The sequence below is a fragment of the Thermococcus sp. P6 genome (assembly GCF_002214525.1).
Classification (GTDB): domain Archaea; phylum Methanobacteriota_B; class Thermococci; order Thermococcales; family Thermococcaceae; genus Thermococcus.
The window spans coordinates 103,611-119,119 of sequence record NZ_CP015104.1 but is presented as its reverse complement, the minus strand read 5'-3'; the positions used below and the strand labels follow the sequence as shown (position 1 = coordinate 119,119).

General features: G+C 57.0%; 23 protein-coding genes. 5 read left to right on the top strand and 18 right to left on the bottom strand.

Annotated features, from left to right (window positions below; genetic code table 11):
• Positions 1–8: 8 nt before the first annotated feature.
• The 15 genes from A3L12_RS00645 to A3L12_RS00575 all read right to left on the bottom strand — a co-directional run bounded on the left by A3L12_RS00645 (position 9) and on the right by A3L12_RS00575 (position 8,648).
• On the bottom strand, positions 9–434 hold the full coding sequence (locus A3L12_RS00645) for a 50S ribosomal protein L14 (RefSeq protein WP_088881816.1): 426 nt from the start codon (positions 432–434) through the stop codon (positions 9–11).
• Positions 435–439: 5 nt separating this feature from the next.
• Positions 440–775: a 30S ribosomal protein S17 gene (locus tag A3L12_RS00640; RefSeq protein ID WP_088881815.1), complete on the bottom strand. Its 336-nt coding sequence runs from the start codon at positions 773–775 to the stop codon at positions 440–442.
• On the bottom strand, positions 772–1,149 hold the full coding sequence (locus A3L12_RS00635) for a ribonuclease P protein component 1 (protein WP_088881814.1): 378 nt from the start codon (positions 1,147–1,149) through the stop codon (positions 772–774). The genes A3L12_RS00640 and A3L12_RS00635 overlap by 4 nt, the downstream gene beginning before the upstream one ends.
• Positions 1,035–1,334: a stress response translation initiation inhibitor YciH gene (gene yciH / locus A3L12_RS00630; RefSeq protein ID WP_198300050.1), complete on the bottom strand. Its 300-nt coding sequence runs from the start codon at positions 1,332–1,334 to the stop codon at positions 1,035–1,037. The genes A3L12_RS00635 and yciH overlap by 115 nt, the downstream gene beginning before the upstream one ends.
• 3 nt (positions 1,335–1,337) lie before the next feature.
• A complete protein-coding gene (gene rpmC / locus A3L12_RS00625; RefSeq protein ID WP_088881812.1) occupies positions 1,338–1,538 on the bottom strand; it encodes a 50S ribosomal protein L29 in 201 nt (66 codons plus the stop codon).
• Positions 1,535–2,155 carry a 30S ribosomal protein S3 gene (rpsC, locus tag A3L12_RS00620; RefSeq protein WP_088881811.1) on the bottom strand — a complete coding sequence of 207 codons (621 nt, stop codon included), beginning with the start codon at positions 2,153–2,155 and terminating at the stop codon, positions 1,535–1,537. Before rpsC ends, rpmC begins: the two co-directional genes overlap by 4 nt.
• A 4-nt stretch (positions 2,156–2,159) precedes the next feature.
• Positions 2,160–2,630: a 50S ribosomal protein L22 gene (gene rplV, locus A3L12_RS00615; RefSeq protein ID WP_088881810.1), complete on the bottom strand. Its 471-nt coding sequence runs from the start codon at positions 2,628–2,630 to the stop codon at positions 2,160–2,162.
• 10 nt (positions 2,631–2,640) lie between these two features.
• On the bottom strand, positions 2,641–3,042 hold the full coding sequence (locus A3L12_RS00610; protein ID WP_088883182.1) for a 30S ribosomal protein S19: 402 nt from the start codon (positions 3,040–3,042) through the stop codon (positions 2,641–2,643).
• Between the two features lie 5 nt (positions 3,043–3,047).
• The gene (locus A3L12_RS00605; RefSeq protein WP_088881809.1) at positions 3,048–3,767 is read right to left on the bottom strand and encodes a 50S ribosomal protein L2; all 720 of its coding nucleotides are present in this window, start codon (positions 3,765–3,767) and stop codon (positions 3,048–3,050) included.
• A gap of 13 nt (positions 3,768–3,780) precedes the next feature.
• Positions 3,781–4,041, bottom strand: coding sequence for a 50S ribosomal protein L23 (locus A3L12_RS00600; RefSeq protein WP_088881808.1), 261 nt, complete (start codon positions 4,039–4,041; stop codon positions 3,781–3,783).
• 6 nt (positions 4,042–4,047) lie between these two features.
• Positions 4,048–4,815: a 50S ribosomal protein L4 gene (gene rpl4p / locus A3L12_RS00595; RefSeq protein WP_088881807.1), complete on the bottom strand. Its 768-nt coding sequence runs from the start codon at positions 4,813–4,815 to the stop codon at positions 4,048–4,050.
• A gap of 10 nt (positions 4,816–4,825) precedes the next feature.
• Entirely contained in the window at positions 4,826–5,869 is a 1,044-nt protein-coding gene (locus A3L12_RS00590; protein ID WP_088881806.1) for a 50S ribosomal protein L3, read from the bottom strand.
• 1 nt (position 5,870) lies between these two features.
• Positions 5,871–6,638, bottom strand: a complete 768-nt coding sequence (locus A3L12_RS00585; protein WP_088881805.1) for a putative RNA uridine N3 methyltransferase — start codon at positions 6,636–6,638, stop codon at positions 5,871–5,873.
• A gap of 217 nt (positions 6,639–6,855) precedes the next feature.
• Entirely contained in the window at positions 6,856–7,404 is a 549-nt protein-coding gene (locus tag A3L12_RS00580) for a 50S ribosomal protein L16 (protein WP_088881804.1), read from the bottom strand.
• Between the two features lie 71 nt (positions 7,405–7,475).
• Positions 7,476–8,648: an MFS transporter gene (locus A3L12_RS00575; RefSeq protein ID WP_088881803.1), complete on the bottom strand. Its 1,173-nt coding sequence runs from the start codon at positions 8,646–8,648 to the stop codon at positions 7,476–7,478.
• 118 nt (positions 8,649–8,766) lie between these two features.
• Here A3L12_RS00575 and A3L12_RS00570 point away from each other — a divergent pair, with 118 nt between their 5' ends.
• Positions 8,767–9,921: an alanine--glyoxylate aminotransferase family protein gene (locus A3L12_RS00570; RefSeq protein ID WP_088881802.1), complete on the top strand. Its 1,155-nt coding sequence runs from the start codon at positions 8,767–8,769 to the stop codon at positions 9,919–9,921.
• 71 nt (positions 9,922–9,992) lie between these two features.
• Here A3L12_RS00570 and A3L12_RS00565 read toward each other — a convergent pair whose 3' ends face one another.
• Positions 9,993–10,574: a Flp pilus assembly complex ATPase component TadA gene (locus A3L12_RS00565; RefSeq protein ID WP_088881801.1), complete on the bottom strand. Its 582-nt coding sequence runs from the start codon at positions 10,572–10,574 to the stop codon at positions 9,993–9,995.
• A gap of 186 nt (positions 10,575–10,760) precedes the next feature.
• Here A3L12_RS00565 and A3L12_RS00560 point away from each other — a divergent pair, with 186 nt between their 5' ends.
• From A3L12_RS00560 to A3L12_RS00550, 3 genes are all read left to right on the top strand, one after another.
• On the top strand, positions 10,761–11,672 hold the full coding sequence (locus A3L12_RS00560) for an asparagine synthetase A (protein WP_088881800.1): 912 nt from the start codon (positions 10,761–10,763) through the stop codon (positions 11,670–11,672).
• 122 nt (positions 11,673–11,794) lie between these two features.
• Positions 11,795–12,109: a tRNA-binding protein Pbp11 gene (gene pbp11 / locus A3L12_RS00555; protein WP_232462894.1), complete on the top strand. Its 315-nt coding sequence runs from the start codon at positions 11,795–11,797 to the stop codon at positions 12,107–12,109.
• A gap of 9 nt (positions 12,110–12,118) precedes the next feature.
• Positions 12,119–12,964, top strand: a complete 846-nt coding sequence (locus A3L12_RS00550; protein WP_088881798.1) for a TatD family hydrolase — start codon at positions 12,119–12,121, stop codon at positions 12,962–12,964.
• Here A3L12_RS00550 and rtcA read toward each other — a convergent pair.
• The gene (rtcA, locus tag A3L12_RS00545) at positions 12,961–13,995 is read right to left on the bottom strand and encodes an RNA 3'-terminal phosphate cyclase (protein ID WP_088881797.1); all 1,035 of its coding nucleotides are present in this window, start codon (positions 13,993–13,995) and stop codon (positions 12,961–12,963) included. The two genes, A3L12_RS00550 and rtcA, sit on opposite strands and share 4 nt — an antisense overlap.
• An 88-nt stretch (positions 13,996–14,083) precedes the next feature.
• On the opposite strand from rtcA, the gene A3L12_RS00540 reads away from it, so the two are divergent.
• Positions 14,084–14,671, top strand: coding sequence for a hypothetical protein (locus tag A3L12_RS00540; RefSeq protein WP_088881796.1), 588 nt, complete (start codon positions 14,084–14,086; stop codon positions 14,669–14,671).
• On the opposite strand, the gene A3L12_RS00535 is transcribed toward A3L12_RS00540, so the two are convergent.
• Entirely contained in the window at positions 14,652–15,491 is an 840-nt protein-coding gene (locus A3L12_RS00535) for a hypothetical protein (protein ID WP_088881795.1), read from the bottom strand. The genes A3L12_RS00540 and A3L12_RS00535 overlap by 20 nt on opposite strands.
• Between the last annotated feature and the right edge of the window lie 18 nt (positions 15,492–15,509).

Sequence of the window (15,509 nt, the reverse complement as noted above, 5' to 3'; positions counted from 1 at the left end):
TTCTCACCTCACAACACTATGCTCGCTATACTTCCGAGCCTGACCCAGCGCTCGGCCGCCTCCCTCGCTATGGCACCCCTGATCTCGGTTCCCCTCGGAACACCCTCCGGGGTAACTATGGCCGCGGCGTTGTCCTCGAACTTGACCCTCATACCGTCCAGCCTTCTGTACTCCTTCCTCTGCCTGACGACAACCGCCCTGACCACCTGATGCCTGATGTCGGGCCTTCCCTTCTTAACGGTCGCGATCACCATGTCACCGACGCCCGCGGAGGCGAGCCTTCTTCTCGTCCCCTTGTAGCCAACGACGCCTATTATCTGAACCACCTTGGCGCCACTGTTGTCGGCGACCTTGAGGTAAGCGCCTATCGGGAGGGCGCGGGTCGGCCTGACCGGGCTGAGACCCCTCGTGGAACCTGCACCTTTCTTTGCCATCCGTATCACCTCTCGCCGGCCCTCTTGGTGATCCCAACCACAACCCAGCTCTTGGTCTTGCTTATCGGTCTGGTCTCGGCGATGAGAACCCTGTCACCGACCTTTGCGTCTATGCACTCGGGGTTGTGCGCGTGAATCCTGCTCCTCCTGAGCTCGTACCTCTCGTACTTCTTGAGGTAATGATAGTGCTGCCTCTCCACAACGACGGTCTTCTTGCCCTTATCGCTGACGACGGTTCCCTCGAAATACCTTCCGTGTATCCTGAGGTGCCCGTGCCAGGGGCAGTTCGGGTCGTCGCACTTCTCAGCTGGAGGCTGAACCTTCAATCCTATCTCTCTCATTTTCGCCACCTCTTCTTCAACCTCATCTCAGGCCTTCCAATCAGCTCTTTTCCATTGATCCGGATCTTTCTATCGTCAGCTTCAAATTCGAGCCAAACCACGTCCTTTGGAATGATCCAAACCCTTTCACCACCGATGGTCAGGGTGTTCCTCGTCTCGTCAAGGACATAGCCCTCGATGCCAACCAGCTCTGGATGGGATGCCCTTATAATTTTTGCTTTCAGGCCTATGAGCTCGCTCCAGACGATGTTTCCCCGGTTCACTCGACCTCTATCATGTCCGTGGAAAATCCAAGGTCTCCGAGCAACTTCCTGACCCTTTCTCTGTGGTCTCCCTGAAGTTCTATCCTGCCCTTCTTTACCGTTCCGCCGCATGCCAGCTTCGCCTTCAGTTTTTTGGCTATGCTTTCGAGGTCGAACTCCTTCTCGTCTATACCTTCGATTATGGTTTTAAGCTTTCCGTAGCGGGCTTTTTCTATGTAAACCCGGATCTTCTGCTGTTCCTTCAGCACTTCCTTAAAGAGCATCTCATCCAGAGGGTTAACGATTCTGGGCACCAAACATCACCTTTTCTCCTCAAGCTTCTCCTTTTTTATGGTAAGCAGGCGCGCTATGTCGCGCCTGAGGTTCCGGATGACCATGGGGTTCTCCAGAGAGGCCCCCATGGTGAGCACACCCCTCTCCTTGGCGAGCTCCATTCTGAGTTCCCTGATCTTTTTCTCGATTTCCTCGATGCTCATTTCCCTGATCTCACTCGGCTTCATTGGTTGCTCACCTCTTCCTCCACCTTTTCCACGACCTCAATCTCATCGGGGAGCTTGGCGTCGGGTGGCATGATGGAAACCTTCACGCCTATAACACCGAGCTTGAGCTGGGCCTGAGCGTAGCCCCTGCTGACGAGGGTCTCCGCCGGGTTCCCAACCTTCGCAAGGTACCCCTGATAGAAGCGGACGCTCTTGGCCCTCTCGCCTGTGAGCTTTCCGCTGAGGCGAATCTCAACGCCCCGGGCTCCGTTTCTCATGATGGACCTGATGGCCGAGTAGGCGGCCCTCCTGAAGTGGATGCCCCTCTCCAGAGCCTGGGCCAGTTTTACCGCCTGAACCTTGGCGTTGAGGTAGGGGTTTTTGATCTCCTCCACATCGATCTGGGGGTTCTCAAGCCCGAACTCCCTCTCGAGGATCCGGGTAAGTTCCCTGACGCGCCTTCCGCCCCTTCCTATAACGTAACCGGGTCTGGCGGTGAAGATGGTTACCTTGGTCCCGAGGGGGGTCTTCTTGATGTCTATACCGCCGTAACCGGACCTCCTGAGTTCCTTCTCGAGGTACTCATCGATGAGCATCTCCTTAACGCCTTCCTTGATGAAGTATCTCTCAATGGCCAAAATCTCACCTCCTGATCTCCTCAACGACTATCTCGATGTGGGTGGTCTGCTCGTTGAAGGGCGTGGCCCTTCCAAAGGCCCTTGGGATGTAGCCCCTGAGGACGGGTCCCTTGTGTGCTGCGGCGTGTATTACCCTGAGCCTGTCCGGGTCGAGGCCCTTCTGTTCGGCGTTGTTTCTGGCGTTGAGGAGGATCTTCCTGACGGCTTTGGCGACCTTGACGGGATACCTTCCGGGACCGAAGCCTTTTCCGGGCTTGTGGCCCTGACTGTCGTTGAACCTCTTCACCGGCACCGGTCTCCTGAGGGCGATAACGTCTTCAACGTACTTCAGGGCGTCGTTGAGCATCATGCCCCTTATCTCCCTGAGCAGCTCCACGCTGTGCTTCGGTGAGATCCTGAGGTCCCTTCCGCTGGCACGGGCCATCCTGTCGGGATCAAAATTTTGGAATGAGTAGGAAAACCTGCCCCTGCTCATCTACACCACCTCACTTGATGGCCACGAACATCGACGATCTGGTAGCACCGACACCCGGTGAACCGTGCTGGACTACCTTCCTCGTGGGCGCGAACTCGCCGAGGTAGTGGCCTATCATCTCCTCCTTGATGCTCACCGGAACGAACTCCTTTCCGTTGTAGACGTGTATGGTCATACCGACCATCTCGGGGATGATTATCATGTCCCTGCTGTGGGTCCTTATCGGTTTCGTGTACTTGCCCTTTCTGGCGAGTCTTATCTTCCTGAGCAACTTCTTCTGCTCCCGAGAAAGGCCGCGCTTGAGGCTCCTCCTCTGCCTTGCCGGGAGGAGTCTGGCAAAGTCCTCCAGCGACATGTTGAGCAGTTCATCCAGCGTGTAACCCCTATACCTGAACTCCTTCCTTCTCACCATCCTCATCACTTCCTCCTACCGGTTCTTCTCGCGGCTATATGACCAACCTTCCTTCCGGGCGGGGCCCTCCTTGAGACGGTGCTCGGCCTTCCGATGTGGTGCTCCTTACCACCGTGGGGGTGGTTCACCGCGTTCATCTTAACACCCCTCGGCTTCGGCCAGAACCTGTTCCGTGCCTTCATGATGTAGTAGGCCTTACCCGCCTTGACTATCGGCTTCTCCAGCCTTCCACCGCCGGCAACGACACCGATGGTGGCCCTGCACGTCGGTTTAAAGCTCTTGAGCTCACCGCTCGGAAGCTGGACTATGACCCTGTCCTTCTCCCTGCTAACGATGAGTGCGTAGGAACCTCCGGCCCTAACGTATTTGCCCCCGTCCCCGGGGACTCCCTCGATGTCGTAGACGTAGCTTCCCTCGGGTATCATCGCCAGCGGGAGGGTGTTGCCTATCCTGACGGGGGCGTTCGGCCCGATGGCCACCTCGTCCCCAACGAGGAGCCCCTCTGGGGCTATGATGAGCTTCTCCGTGCCGTCCTCGAACTTAACCCTCGCAACCGGTGCCGTCCTTCCCGGGTCATGGAGTATCTCCACGACCTTTCCCACGAGGGTCTTCTCCTTTGTAAGGTTGAGCGGAACGTATCTGACCGCACCCCTGTACCTGTGGGAGGGTGCCCTAAAGGTCGTGGTTCCCTTACCTCTCCTCTGCTGGATCAGACTCTTTCCCATCTCACTCACCCCTTCAGAACAATCCCATTCTGGCGGCAACCTCACCCGCGCTGTACTCGGGCTTCAGCTTCACGTAGGCCCTTTTCTCCCCTTTCATCGTCACGAGAGTGTTGACCTTCTCGACCTTTACCTCGAACATCTCTTCCACGGCTCTCTTGATATCTCCCTTGGTTGCCCTTTTGTCGACCACGAAGGTTAGCTTGTTCTCCTTCTCTATCATTGCCACGGCCTTTTCCGTGACAACCGGTTTTATGATGACCTTGTACGGATCCATCTCCCATCACCCGTAAATCTCCCTAAGCCTCTCAAGTGCTCCCTTCGTCCATATCGTAAGCCTTCCGGGGTGCGTTCCGGGAGCGAGCAGCTCGGCACTCAGGTTCTCCACGGTAACCACGTCAACACCCGGGTGGTTTCTGGCACCCTGAACGATTCCCCTGTTTTCGGCAACGACGATGAGCGGTCCTCTGATCTTTTTGTATCTCCTGCCACGCATCTTGCCCTTCCCGGCGCGGATCTTGGTTCCCTTCTTGGCCCTCTCGATGTCATCCCAGACGCCGAGCTTCTTGAACACTTCCCTCGTCTGGGCGGTCTTGAATATTCCCTCGAGGTCGTCGACCACGACGAGGGGAACCTGCGGGAGGTTGTCAACGGCATGTCCCCTTGTCCTCACGAGGTCGTAGTTGGCCGTGGCCGCTATGGCGCTCATTATGGCCAGCCTGCGCTCCTTCTTGTTGATGCCCTCCCTTATTACCTTCTCGACCTTGGGCGGGTGGGTTCTCCTACCGCCGCGGGCAAAGGGAACGAAGGCGGCGAACCTTGGGGAGGTCTTTATTCTCTCAACCCTTGCCATTCCGTGACCCTTTCCAATGTTCTCGGTAACGCGCCTTTTTCCGGCGTAGGGGCTCCTGCCCTGCGGTTGAATCCTGTGGGTCCATGATGCTATAACCGCACGTCTGATAAGGTCCGGCCTGAAGGGTGTTTCAAAGACCGCCGGAAGCTCTATCTCTTCCACGGGCTCGCCTTCGAGATTGAAAACCTTAACCTTCATCTACCTCACCTCACTGCTTGGACTCCCTACTGACGTAGGTTATCTGTGGCCTCTCCACGGGTGGCCTCTTCTTCGGCGGCCTGATGGCAGGCCTGATCCTGATGATCCTCTTGAAGGAACCGGCGACGCTTCCCTGTATCATGAGGAAGTCGCTCTTCACGATTCCGTAGTGGGGGAAGCCACCCTTCGGGGTTATGTCTATCTCCTTCCCTCCGTCAAGCCTGAGTTTGCCGTTCTCACCTATCGCTATGAGCCTCTTGTTGAACTCGGTCCTGTGGTGGAAGCCCATCTGACCGGCCTGCGGAACCGTCCACATGACCCTCGCCGGGTGCCACGGACCGAGGTTACCGACGTGTCTGCCCTTTCCGGCCCTCTGGGCCTTGTGGAACTGCACCTTAATGCCCCAGCGCTTGACCGGGCCCTGCGTCCCCTTGCCCTTGGTGACCGCAGCCACGTCAACGAGCTCGCCCTCGTGGAGGACCTCTCCGGCCTTGAGTTCCTTTCCGATCTTCTCCCTGGCGTACTCGAACTTCGCCCTTACGTCATCGCCGCCGATGGCGTACTCCATGACCTCGGGCTTCTTCTTAAGCCCGATGAGCCACGGCTGGGTGTGAACGAGGAGCCTGAGGTCAACCACCTCGCCATCGTTGATGAGATCCTCGAGGGTGGCGAGCTTCTCCCTGAAGGCATCCTCGCCGTAGTCCTTCGGTAGGGTCCTTATTCTTCTCCTAACGTGCTCGTTGAGTTCGTGGAACCAGACCTCCGTGGCGGTTTCGAGTCCGAGGTAGCCCTTCCGGTAAGCCCTGATGCCGTAGACGAAGAGCGGCGGGACCTCAACTATCGTAACGGGCATGAATATCTCCTTGCCGTTGGTAAGTCCCGGTCTGTCGTCTATCATGAGAACGTGGGTCATGCCTGCCTTGTAGCCTGCGAAACCGAGCATCCTAACTTCGCTGTCCTTTGGCCACTTTTTGATTCTCGGAACTACGCTTCTGGCCCTCTTTCTCGGCGAGTAAGCCAGTGAACCTCTCCTTGGCCTGTGTATCTTTCCCATCTCAATCCCTCCTTATGAGATTAAACACCGCGAGCGTGGCCAAAACGGCCTCCTCCGTGCGGACGGTTTTGGTCCGCTGATTTGGAATCGTGTTGAGGATCAGGTCGAATTCGTACTCCCCTCCGAGGAGTTCCATCACACCCTTCCTCGGTGAGCCGAATATGAATCCCACTTCCCCCTCGATCGGGGGAAGGTTCACCTCTCTTACGTCGCGTCCCTTACGCGAGGTCGCGATGCTCAAATCCAGCCTGGCCTTTTTAAGTGTTTTTGCCAGCGGTTTCCCGCTGAGGTGCACCCGGTAGCCCCAGTACCCGAGGGGTTTTGCCGGAACCACCTTCAGGGGCCTCACCGAGACGATTCGAAACGTTCCCCTCCCTTCAACGTTGCCCTCGACGATGGCGAGTTCGTGGAGACCGATGTCCGCGTAAACCCGCTTCCCCTTCCTGAAGGCGAAGCCTTCGCGGATTTCGCCGACCTTCGGTTTTCCCCGGAGCTTGTGGTGGGGCGTTCTCAGGGGGGGTACCACCCCGGCATATCTTAGCTCGGGCGTCAGTGGAAACAGCCTTTTCCTGAGGTACTGGGGCGTTTCAGCGTACTCGAGGACCGTTTTGATGAACTTTCCATCCCTGCCTCCTGCCCTGTAGATCCAGACGTGCTCGACGCCGAAGATCGAACAGGCCCTTGCTATCTGGCCGACTTTGTAGGTCCTGATCTTTGGGTCGTCGGTTTCTTCGAGGAGTGAATCCGGAATGAAGACATGCCAGGCCATTTCCGTCATCCTTACGCTATGCTAACTTCAACGCTGAAGGGGGGTCTATGGAGAGCCTTTAAAAGGCTTTCGAACGCTGCAACCCTTTTTTGAGTTCGAGGGTATACAATTTTTTTGCAAAAACCGGCGTAAAGATATCCGGGGTGATGCCGTAATAATCTATTATGAATATACCCAAAACCCGCGGGGATCTATGGGGAGAGAAAGGTAAAAAAGCTCAGCGCTTCATGGTGGAGAGAACCTTTGTGGTGATGTCGTTGCCTTCCCTGTCGTAGATCCTGTAGTAGGCTCCGTAGGGGAGCTTCATCCTCGCCCTGTGCATGGCACCGAGGGCGAAGTTAAGGTGGTCCTCGTTGACCCAGACGCTGAGTATCTTCTGATCCTTTCTGACGCGGGCGGCAAGGCCTATGGGCTTTCCAAAGGGCCTGCGCATACCGTTTCCGTAACGGTCTGCCTTCCTTCCCGTTGCCATCGGGTTCTCCCTGAGAACCTGGAAGGGATAAACCCTGATCTTGAAGTGGTAGTTGCTCCTTCCAACGTTCTTCTGGAGGTATCTGTTCACCTGAATACGCAGGGCCTCAAGGGCGTTCTGCCTTATCTGCATGGCCTGCTCAGCGTGCAGACTGACCTCGTATTCGAACTCTGCCGAGAGGTTGCCCATGTCGAAGATCGTTATCTTCGGACCGGGCGCACCGCGTATGTATTCCCTCCTCGTGTAAGCCGGTTTGTCAACGTCCCTATCTATCTTGGCCGGTCTAAGTCCCATAATCTCACCTCCGGATGAGCGTAAGCCGGTCTAAACTTAGCTTGGCGTGGCTTTTATAAAAGTTTTGGAGGTCACCCCCGGGATCTTTCCCCCTTGACCCCAAGGGCCTCCCACAGCAAGAGCAGGGATACGGGAGCAAAAGTCAAAAGGGCCAGATTCATGGAAACGAAGAGGCGAATCTCCCCGAGGGAGTAGGCAAAGCCAAAGAGCATCCCCCCGAGGAAGGTGGATAGATTCTGAACCGCATTGATCCCTCCGATGGCAAGGGAAGAGCGATGGTAGGCAGAGAGAACCTTTCTCGATATCGGGCGGAAGCTCTGAAAGGCGAAGAGGGCCAGAAATATCCCGAGGAAGACCGTTGGGGTGGTCTTTATGGCCGCGAGGAGGGGTGAGGCTGCCGCCATGGTTGATGTTAGAATAACCGTTCTCCTCTCGTTTCCGACGTCGGCCATCCACGAGATGGGGTAACTCAAAATCGCCGCTAAGAAACCCGCCCAACCGATAAGGGCTGCGGTGGTTGATTTTTCCATTCCAAGGGCCTCCGAGACGTAGACGTAGGTTATCTCGCCGGAGGTGAAGGCCACTATCATGGCCATCAGTGATGCCATGATCAGGATTTTCCCCGGATCAAGGGCCGGAGCTTCTTTTCCATGGGTTTTCTCCCTTCTCGGGACTATCCGGTCGTGGAGCAGGAGGTAGGCGAGGGCCATAACCGCCCCCGTCAGGAGAAAGAAGATCGAGGAGATCCACATCTGAGCAGTCAATCCGAGGTCAACCGTGAAGGCGTAGACGTAGTTCCCGAGGAGGGAAGCCACGCTACCGAAGAGGAAGTACACCGCTGTGACCCTCGCCCTCATCTCCTTAGGCGTTGCGACGGCTATCACGAACTGGGCCATCGGCCAGCTCAGACCGTTGAGGAACCCGTTCAAGAGCTTTACACCGGCCACCTGAACCCACGTCGAGGTAAGGGGATAGAGCTGAACGGTCAGGGCGTTCCCCATCATAGCGAGGGAACCTATGTAAACGAACTTCTTACCCCTTTCGAGGATCAGCCCCCCGAACAGGGAAGAAAGGGCCCTCGCGATGACGAAGGACATCGAGACTATCGAAACGGAAAGCATGGAAGCCTTTAGTATGTCGCGGGTGTAGAAGGCAACCGCCGGGGTTGCCAGACGGAAGGCCACCGTCCCTGTGAAGGCCGAAACGACGAGCAACGTTATTCCGGCGAGACTTCTGGACTCCATTAGATCACCTTCTGAACGTTCACGTGATGCTTTTAAACTTAAGCCCCCGGGAAGTTTGAGGTCTAAGGGGCGAATCCTTTTTATATCCCTCGTCAACCTTCAATTGAGGTGAACGTTGATGGAACTCCGGTTCGACATGGAGTATGAGGAAGCTTACAGGGAGGTTTACGAGATCGTCAGACCGAAGTACAGGCTCTTTACGGCCGGCCCCGTCGCCTGTTTCCCCGAGGTCCTCGCGATAATGGGAGTTCAGATGTTCAGCCACCGTTCGGCCGAGGCGAAGGAGGTTCACGTTGACACCCTCTCACGGCTTAAGGAGTTCCTCGAGGCGGAAAAGGGAGAGGTAATCCTCTTCCCGAGCTCCGGAACGGGCTTCATGGAGGCTGCCGTCAGGAACACCGTGCCGAGGGGGGAGAAGGTGCTGGTAACCACCATAGGGGCCTTCGGAGACAGGTTCAGGGACGTTGTCGAGACCAACGGCAGGAAGGCGGTCGTTCTTGAGAAGGAACCCGGGAAGGCCGTTAAACCGGAGGAGCTCGACGAGGCCCTCAGAAAGAACCCCGATGTCGTTGCCGTAACGGTAACCTATAACGAGACCTCGACCGGCGTGCTCAATCCCCTGCCGGAGCTGGCGAAGGTCGTTAAGGAACACGACAAACTCCTCTTCGTCGACGCCGTCTCTGCAATGGGCGGGGCCGATATAAAGTTCGATGAGTGGGGAATCGACATCGTCTTTGCCAGCTCCCAGAAGGCCTTCGGCGTCCCGCCCGGACTTGCCGTGGCCGCGGTAAGCGAGCGCGTTTTCGAGATAGCCGAGAAGATGCCCGAGCGCGGCTGGTACTTCGACCTTCCAAGGTACAGGAAGTTCAACGAGAAGAAAAAGGGAACCCCCTCGACGCCCCCGCTTCCCCAAATTCTGGGCCTGAACGTGGTTCTCAGAATGATAGAGAAGATGGGAGGTAAGGACGTCTGGCTCGATATGTACAGGAAGAGGAGCGAGAGGATAAGGGAAGGGGTCAGGGAGCTGGGCCTCGGAATACTCGCGGAGGAGGGCTACGAGAGCCCGACCATTACGGCAGTCGTCGTTCCAGAGGGGATGAAGGGCGTCGATGTCTACGAGGCCATGCGCAGGCGCGGTTTCGAGCTTGCCAAGGGGTACGGAAGCGTCGCCGAGAAGACCTTCAGGATAGGCAACATGGGTTACATGACGTTTGAGGACATCGAGGAGATGCTCGAGAACCTGAGGGAGGTCATAGAAGAGCTCAGGGGCTGAGCTTTCATCTCTTCCCCTTTTTAGAACCCTTAACCCACGCCGGCGCTAAGAACCAAAAAAGCAGGAGAAGGCTAAGCGATAGCCCTCAGTTCCCCGTCCTCCACTTTGTATATGCGGTTTACCTTCCTCATTCCGGTTCTCCAGTCCCTCCAGAGCTCCACAACGATGTCAAACCTGCCGAAGGTCTCACCGCTTATTCCGAGCCAGTGTTTGACCTCCTCCTTTATGTCGTCCGTGAGGGCAAGGGAGGTCACGATGAACGCGTAATCCTCTATGAGCTCCCGGAAGATCCTGCTAACGTCAACCGTGTGGACGGTGTCGATGACAACGTAATCCGGATTCAGAGCCCTGATCTTTGAGATAACCTTCGATGTGCGCTGCTCCAGAGGTTGACCATCGAAGCTGGTGTCTATCAGGATTACGTTTGGCCTGAAGGCCTTGAACTCGCCGTAAGCCGTTACAACAGCCACCTTCCGGTCGTCGGGTATGAAGTGAATAAGGGCCTCCACCAGCTTGGTCTTTCCCGAACGACTGGAGCCAACGATCAGTATATCCTTTCTGGAGAGGATTGCTTCCTTCAGCCTCTCGAGCCCTTCGGGGGTAGCGGAGCCGTAGCGTACGAGGTCCTCCGGCTTGAATAGGTACACTCCCATGGTTTGCCACCGTGTAGGGTACCCTGCGGACGTTATAACTGTATCGTCAGGTACGGATGGAGGTTCCCCTTATTTATTGTCGTTTGTTCAGATTTAGCCAATATTTAACGTCTTATTCTGACCAAAATCCAATAATTTTTGCATAAAAGTCATAAGGGAATGGGAGAACCGGAGTCGGTGATGCCAATGAACGCCCTGCAGATCGTTACCAGAGGGATCGAACCTATCATGGAGGTCCAGACGAGGGTCGTAAGTTACATGACGGACTATATGGTGAGGAGAGGGTTCAGATGGCTTCTTCCGGTAATGCTCAGCTCCGTCACGGATCCGCTCTGGCCGGAGCCGTCCGCCGAAAGGGTCATGAGGCCGCCTGAGATCCGGGCTTACGGTTCAAGGCTTCGCCTCACCCACAGCATGATACTCCACAAGCAGATGGCCGTCGCCATGGGGGTTGACAGGCTCTTCGTCCTCTCGCCGAACGTGAGGCTCGAAGACCCCTCGGCCGACGACGGAAGACACGCCTACGAGTTCACCCAGCTCGATTTCGAGATGGCCGGTGCGAGCATGGACGACGTTATGGCACTCATCGAGGGGCTCTTCAGGGGCCTCTTCCTTGAGATGAGGGAGGTAGTGGGTGAGGTGTTCGGCAGGGAGGTGCCGGAGGTAAGGACCCCCTTCAGGCGCTTCACGATGGAAGAAATCAGGGAAGAGTTCGGCGATGAGGAGAAGGCGAGCGAGGCGATGGATGAACCCTTCTGGATAGTCGATATACCGAGGGAGTTCTACGACAGGGAAGACCCGGAAAAGCCGGGCCACTTCAGGAACTACGATCTGATCCTTCCCGAAGGTTACGGGGAGGTCTCGAGTGGCGGCGAGAGGGAGTGGGAGTACGGGGTCATAGTCAGGAAGATGAAGCGGGCCGGGTTGGACCCCGAAGCCTTCAGGCCATACCTCGAGGTGGCGAAGGCCGGCCTTCTAAAGCCCTCCGCCGGAGCGGGGATAGGGGTGGAAAGACTCGTGAGGTACCTTGTGGGTGCAAAGCACATCGCTGAGGTCCAGCCCTTCCCAAGGATACCGGGCGTTCCCGCGCTTATCTGAGTTTCCCTTTTCTTCGGCGGGGTAGCCCGATTACTCGAGGATTCCAAGGTGCTCGAACTTCTACGGCAAAAGGCATATATAAAAGGGGGAACTACTTGGAGTACCGAAGGAATCGTAAGGTGGTGAAGTTGCGGCTCCTGAAGCGGATCTTCCGGAGGGGGGAGAACACGGAGGTGGCCTCGAGGGAACCCGTGGGCAGGTTCAGGGTCGAGGAATCCCTTAAAACCCCCTCCGGGCCGGTTCTCGTGGGGGAGGTGGTCGAAGGGCTCATATACCCGGGCTACAAGGTGAGGGGGAAGGGAGTAAGCCCTATAATGTGGATGGAACTCGACGGCCGGAGGGTGGACTTCGCGGTTGAGGGAGACAGGGTTGCCATAACGCTTGAAAAATGGATTCCCTGTGAGGAGGGGGAGGAGCTTGAGGTTTACAGATCGTGAGGTGATGGCATGATAATCTGGGACAACCACTTCCACGTTGATCCCTTCAAGGGGCTGTTCCTCGATTCCGTGAGACAGTTCCACAGGGCCGGCGGGACGCATCTGGTGGTGGTTTACAAGAGCGCCCACGACTACGGCTTTGGTGGAGCGAGGGCGGAGGACTTCATGAGGGCCATGGACTTTCACCTTGAACTCGTCGAAAGGATCAACCGGGAAACGGCCGTGAAGGCTTTTGCAGCCGTTGGCGTTCATCCCGCCGAGTTCGTCCATCTGGCCGGAGAGAAGGGAATCGATTACGCAAAAAACGAGGTCATGAAAGCCCTTGAATATGCGCAAAAGCTCTGCCTCGAGGGAAAGGCCATAGCCATCGGTGAGATAGGCAGGCCCCACTACGAGGTCCCGGCGGAGGTATGGGAGGCGAGCATCGAGCTGATGAAGTACGGTATGAGTCTGGCCAGAGAAGCCGACTGCGCGGTTCAGCTCCATACGGAGAGCTTTGACGAAGCCCGGTTCAGAGAACTGGGGGAGTACGTCAGGGAGGTTGGGATAAAACCCTTCAGGGTCGTCAAGCACTTCTCGCCACCGCTCGTCAAAATAGCGGAGGAGGTCGGCGTCTTTCCGAGCATACCGGCGAGCAGGAAGAACATCAAAGCCGCGATAGAGCAGGGGAACAGGTTCCTCATGGAGACCGACTACATAGACGACAGAAACCGGCCGGGGGCCGTTCTCGGTCCAAAAACCGTGCCAAAGAGGACGAAGGCCTTCCTCCAGAACGGGCTTTTCAGCGAGGAAGATGTTTATAAGATCCACGTGGAGAATCCAAAAAAGGTCTACGGGATTGAGCCCGGGGACTAAACTTCCGCCCTTCTTACGACCCTTATGACACCGGGTTTGCCGGGTTCTCCCTCCACCTCGAAGGTCCTCCCGAAGAACCGCTCCGTGACCCAGACGTTCGTAAGGAGATGGTTCGTGATCTCGCTGACGCCGACCTCCCCGCCGGCGAAGGCAAGGAAGGGAACGATCTGGTCCCCCAGGAACCTGTCGAGGGCTCTTCCGGGTTTTAACTGTTCTATGAGCTCATCCGCCGCTTCCCTTCCGACCGTTTCCGCCGGTTTGCCCCTTTTTCCGAGGGCGTCCCCACCGAGCCTCAAAGAGTCGGTTTCGGCCCACACCACTATCCCGCTTCCCGGCCCGAGGGAACGCGAGACCTCTTTAGATATCTCAACCGGAACGTCGTAGAGCTCCTTAATCCTCTCTTCGGCAGCCCTCGCCTGTCTTTCGGCCACGTGGGAGGGAAGGTTCGTGGCGTGACTTATCCCCCTTACGTACTTTATTCTGCCCCATTCGAGGGCCCTGAGGGGTTTCCGCTCTTCCCAGCGTTCAACCTTCCCGGTAACGAGGCCACCACCTTCAGGATAGTGGCCGCGCCGTTTTAAGCTGAGCTCCACCTCAAGGCCCATCCTTCCGAGCGCGTGCAGTGTTACGTTCTTCAGGTAATCCACCGGAGGACTCCACGGGACGTCGGTTCCGCCCGCTACCTCGAAACTCCCGCCGGTGAAGGCCATGGCCGGGAGAAGGGCCTGAAGGACGAGCGTTACGCTTCCGGCGGTCTTTATCGGAACCCTGATATCCCTTGGACAGGGCTTCCCGGGGATGAACTCGAGGAAGGTAGAACCAACGCTCGCGCCCCTGACCCTTGCGTTGCTCAGCTCCTTCAGTGCCAGAATTCCGTGGAGGTGCTGGGGTCTCAAACCGGGTTTTGGCCTTCCGGCCCTTATTCTGGAAACCCTGACGGGTCTTCCGGTGATAACCGAGAGGGCCACGGCCGTCCTGAGTATCTGTCCCCCGCCCTCCCCGTGGGAACCGTCTATCTCAACCCACTCCATCCTCTCACCTTAGGGTAAAAGGAAAAGACCATCTAAAAACCTGACGAAACCCTTTTAGCATTATCCCGGAACTTCGGATGGTGGGGACATGGACGGGCTCGAATTCTGCGTGAAAAGCCTTAGCTATCCTCTGGGAATGGTGCTGGAGGGCCTTGAGAGGAGGAAGGGGGCCAGGATAAAGGTCGGAAAATGCGTTCTGGATCTCCCGGAGCTTCCGTTCCCGGCCCTCTGCTACCTCACCACCGTAGCCCTTTTCGATGCCCTTGACATGGTGAATAAAAAGCGTCTTCAGGACGATTACGCTGCCGTTGAAAGGTTCCGTAAAAGGCTCCTCAATTCCAGAGCCGGGGAGGGGCTGAGACCCTACCTCGAAAGCCCGGGAAGGTACGTGTCCCCCGGGGAGAGGGTTTCAATCGACTGGCTGGAGTTCGAGAGGAGGAGGGGAGCGATCGTTCAGGACCTTGAGAGGATCGTGGAACTCTGGAAGTCCAGAAGCAGAAGGGACTTCCTCGAAAGAACGGCGTTCCTCTCGGAGGTAACCGCTGATCAGGGCCTTCTCATCCTTTATCTGGTGGGTGAAGAAAAGCTGCGGGAACTCGTGAGTATGGCCCTCGGCAGGCACAACCGGGAGTTCAGGGAGAAGGTGCATCTCCACTTCAAAGCTCTCCGAGGTTGAGCCTCACCGCAAGGCGGAGGGCTTCATCGGGGGAAAGACCTCTGCGGTCCATCAGGGCCTTAACGAGGTCCGCGAGGGCCTTCACGTTTCTCAGGTTGAGCCTCTCGGGAGGATAGCCGGCGAAGTGGTCCGGCTCAACGTGGAAACCCAGCCTCTCCGAAAGCTCAGCTACAAACTCCTCCACCGTGAGGGGAGGGAGGCGGACGATGGCCGGGAAATCCAGAGAGGAGTAGGTTTCTGCGTTCTTCGTCTCCACCACCACCGGGGAATCCCTTTCCTCCCTGAGGATTCTCCAGAGTTCCCCCGGATCGGGCTCCCTGAGGAGTATGGAGCCCTCTGGAACCACCTCCTCGAGCTCGATACCCCTCAGGTTCTCCACGATGACGTCAACCCCGAGGGAGAGGACATCAAGGGCATTGAAGTCCCCCTTTCTCTCCTCTCCCCCGGGTTTTCTGGAGAGCTTTTTGTATAGGTCCTCGCTGACGAGCGTGAACTGGTAGAGCCTGTCGACGCCTTCGAGATATAGAACTCCGTTGGAGAGGAGCTTCAGCCCGAGCCGGCCAAGGAAGGAACTCAGCTCTGCCTCGCCCGCCGTGGTTATGGCCTTCCTGTCCCCCACTTCCTCGATACCGCTGCTCACTATCAAGTAATCGCTGGGGAAGAGGCCCCCTGCGTTGAAGAAATCTCTGAGGGTTTCTCTGGCCCTTTCCTCGCTGACCGCGTAGACCTTGATGAACTCCACGCGTTCATCCCTGTCAACGCCCACCATCACGACCGCATCGGTCCTCTCCTTCGGGACGAGAATATCCCCGGGATCCATGAGGTTCCTCCCCTACCG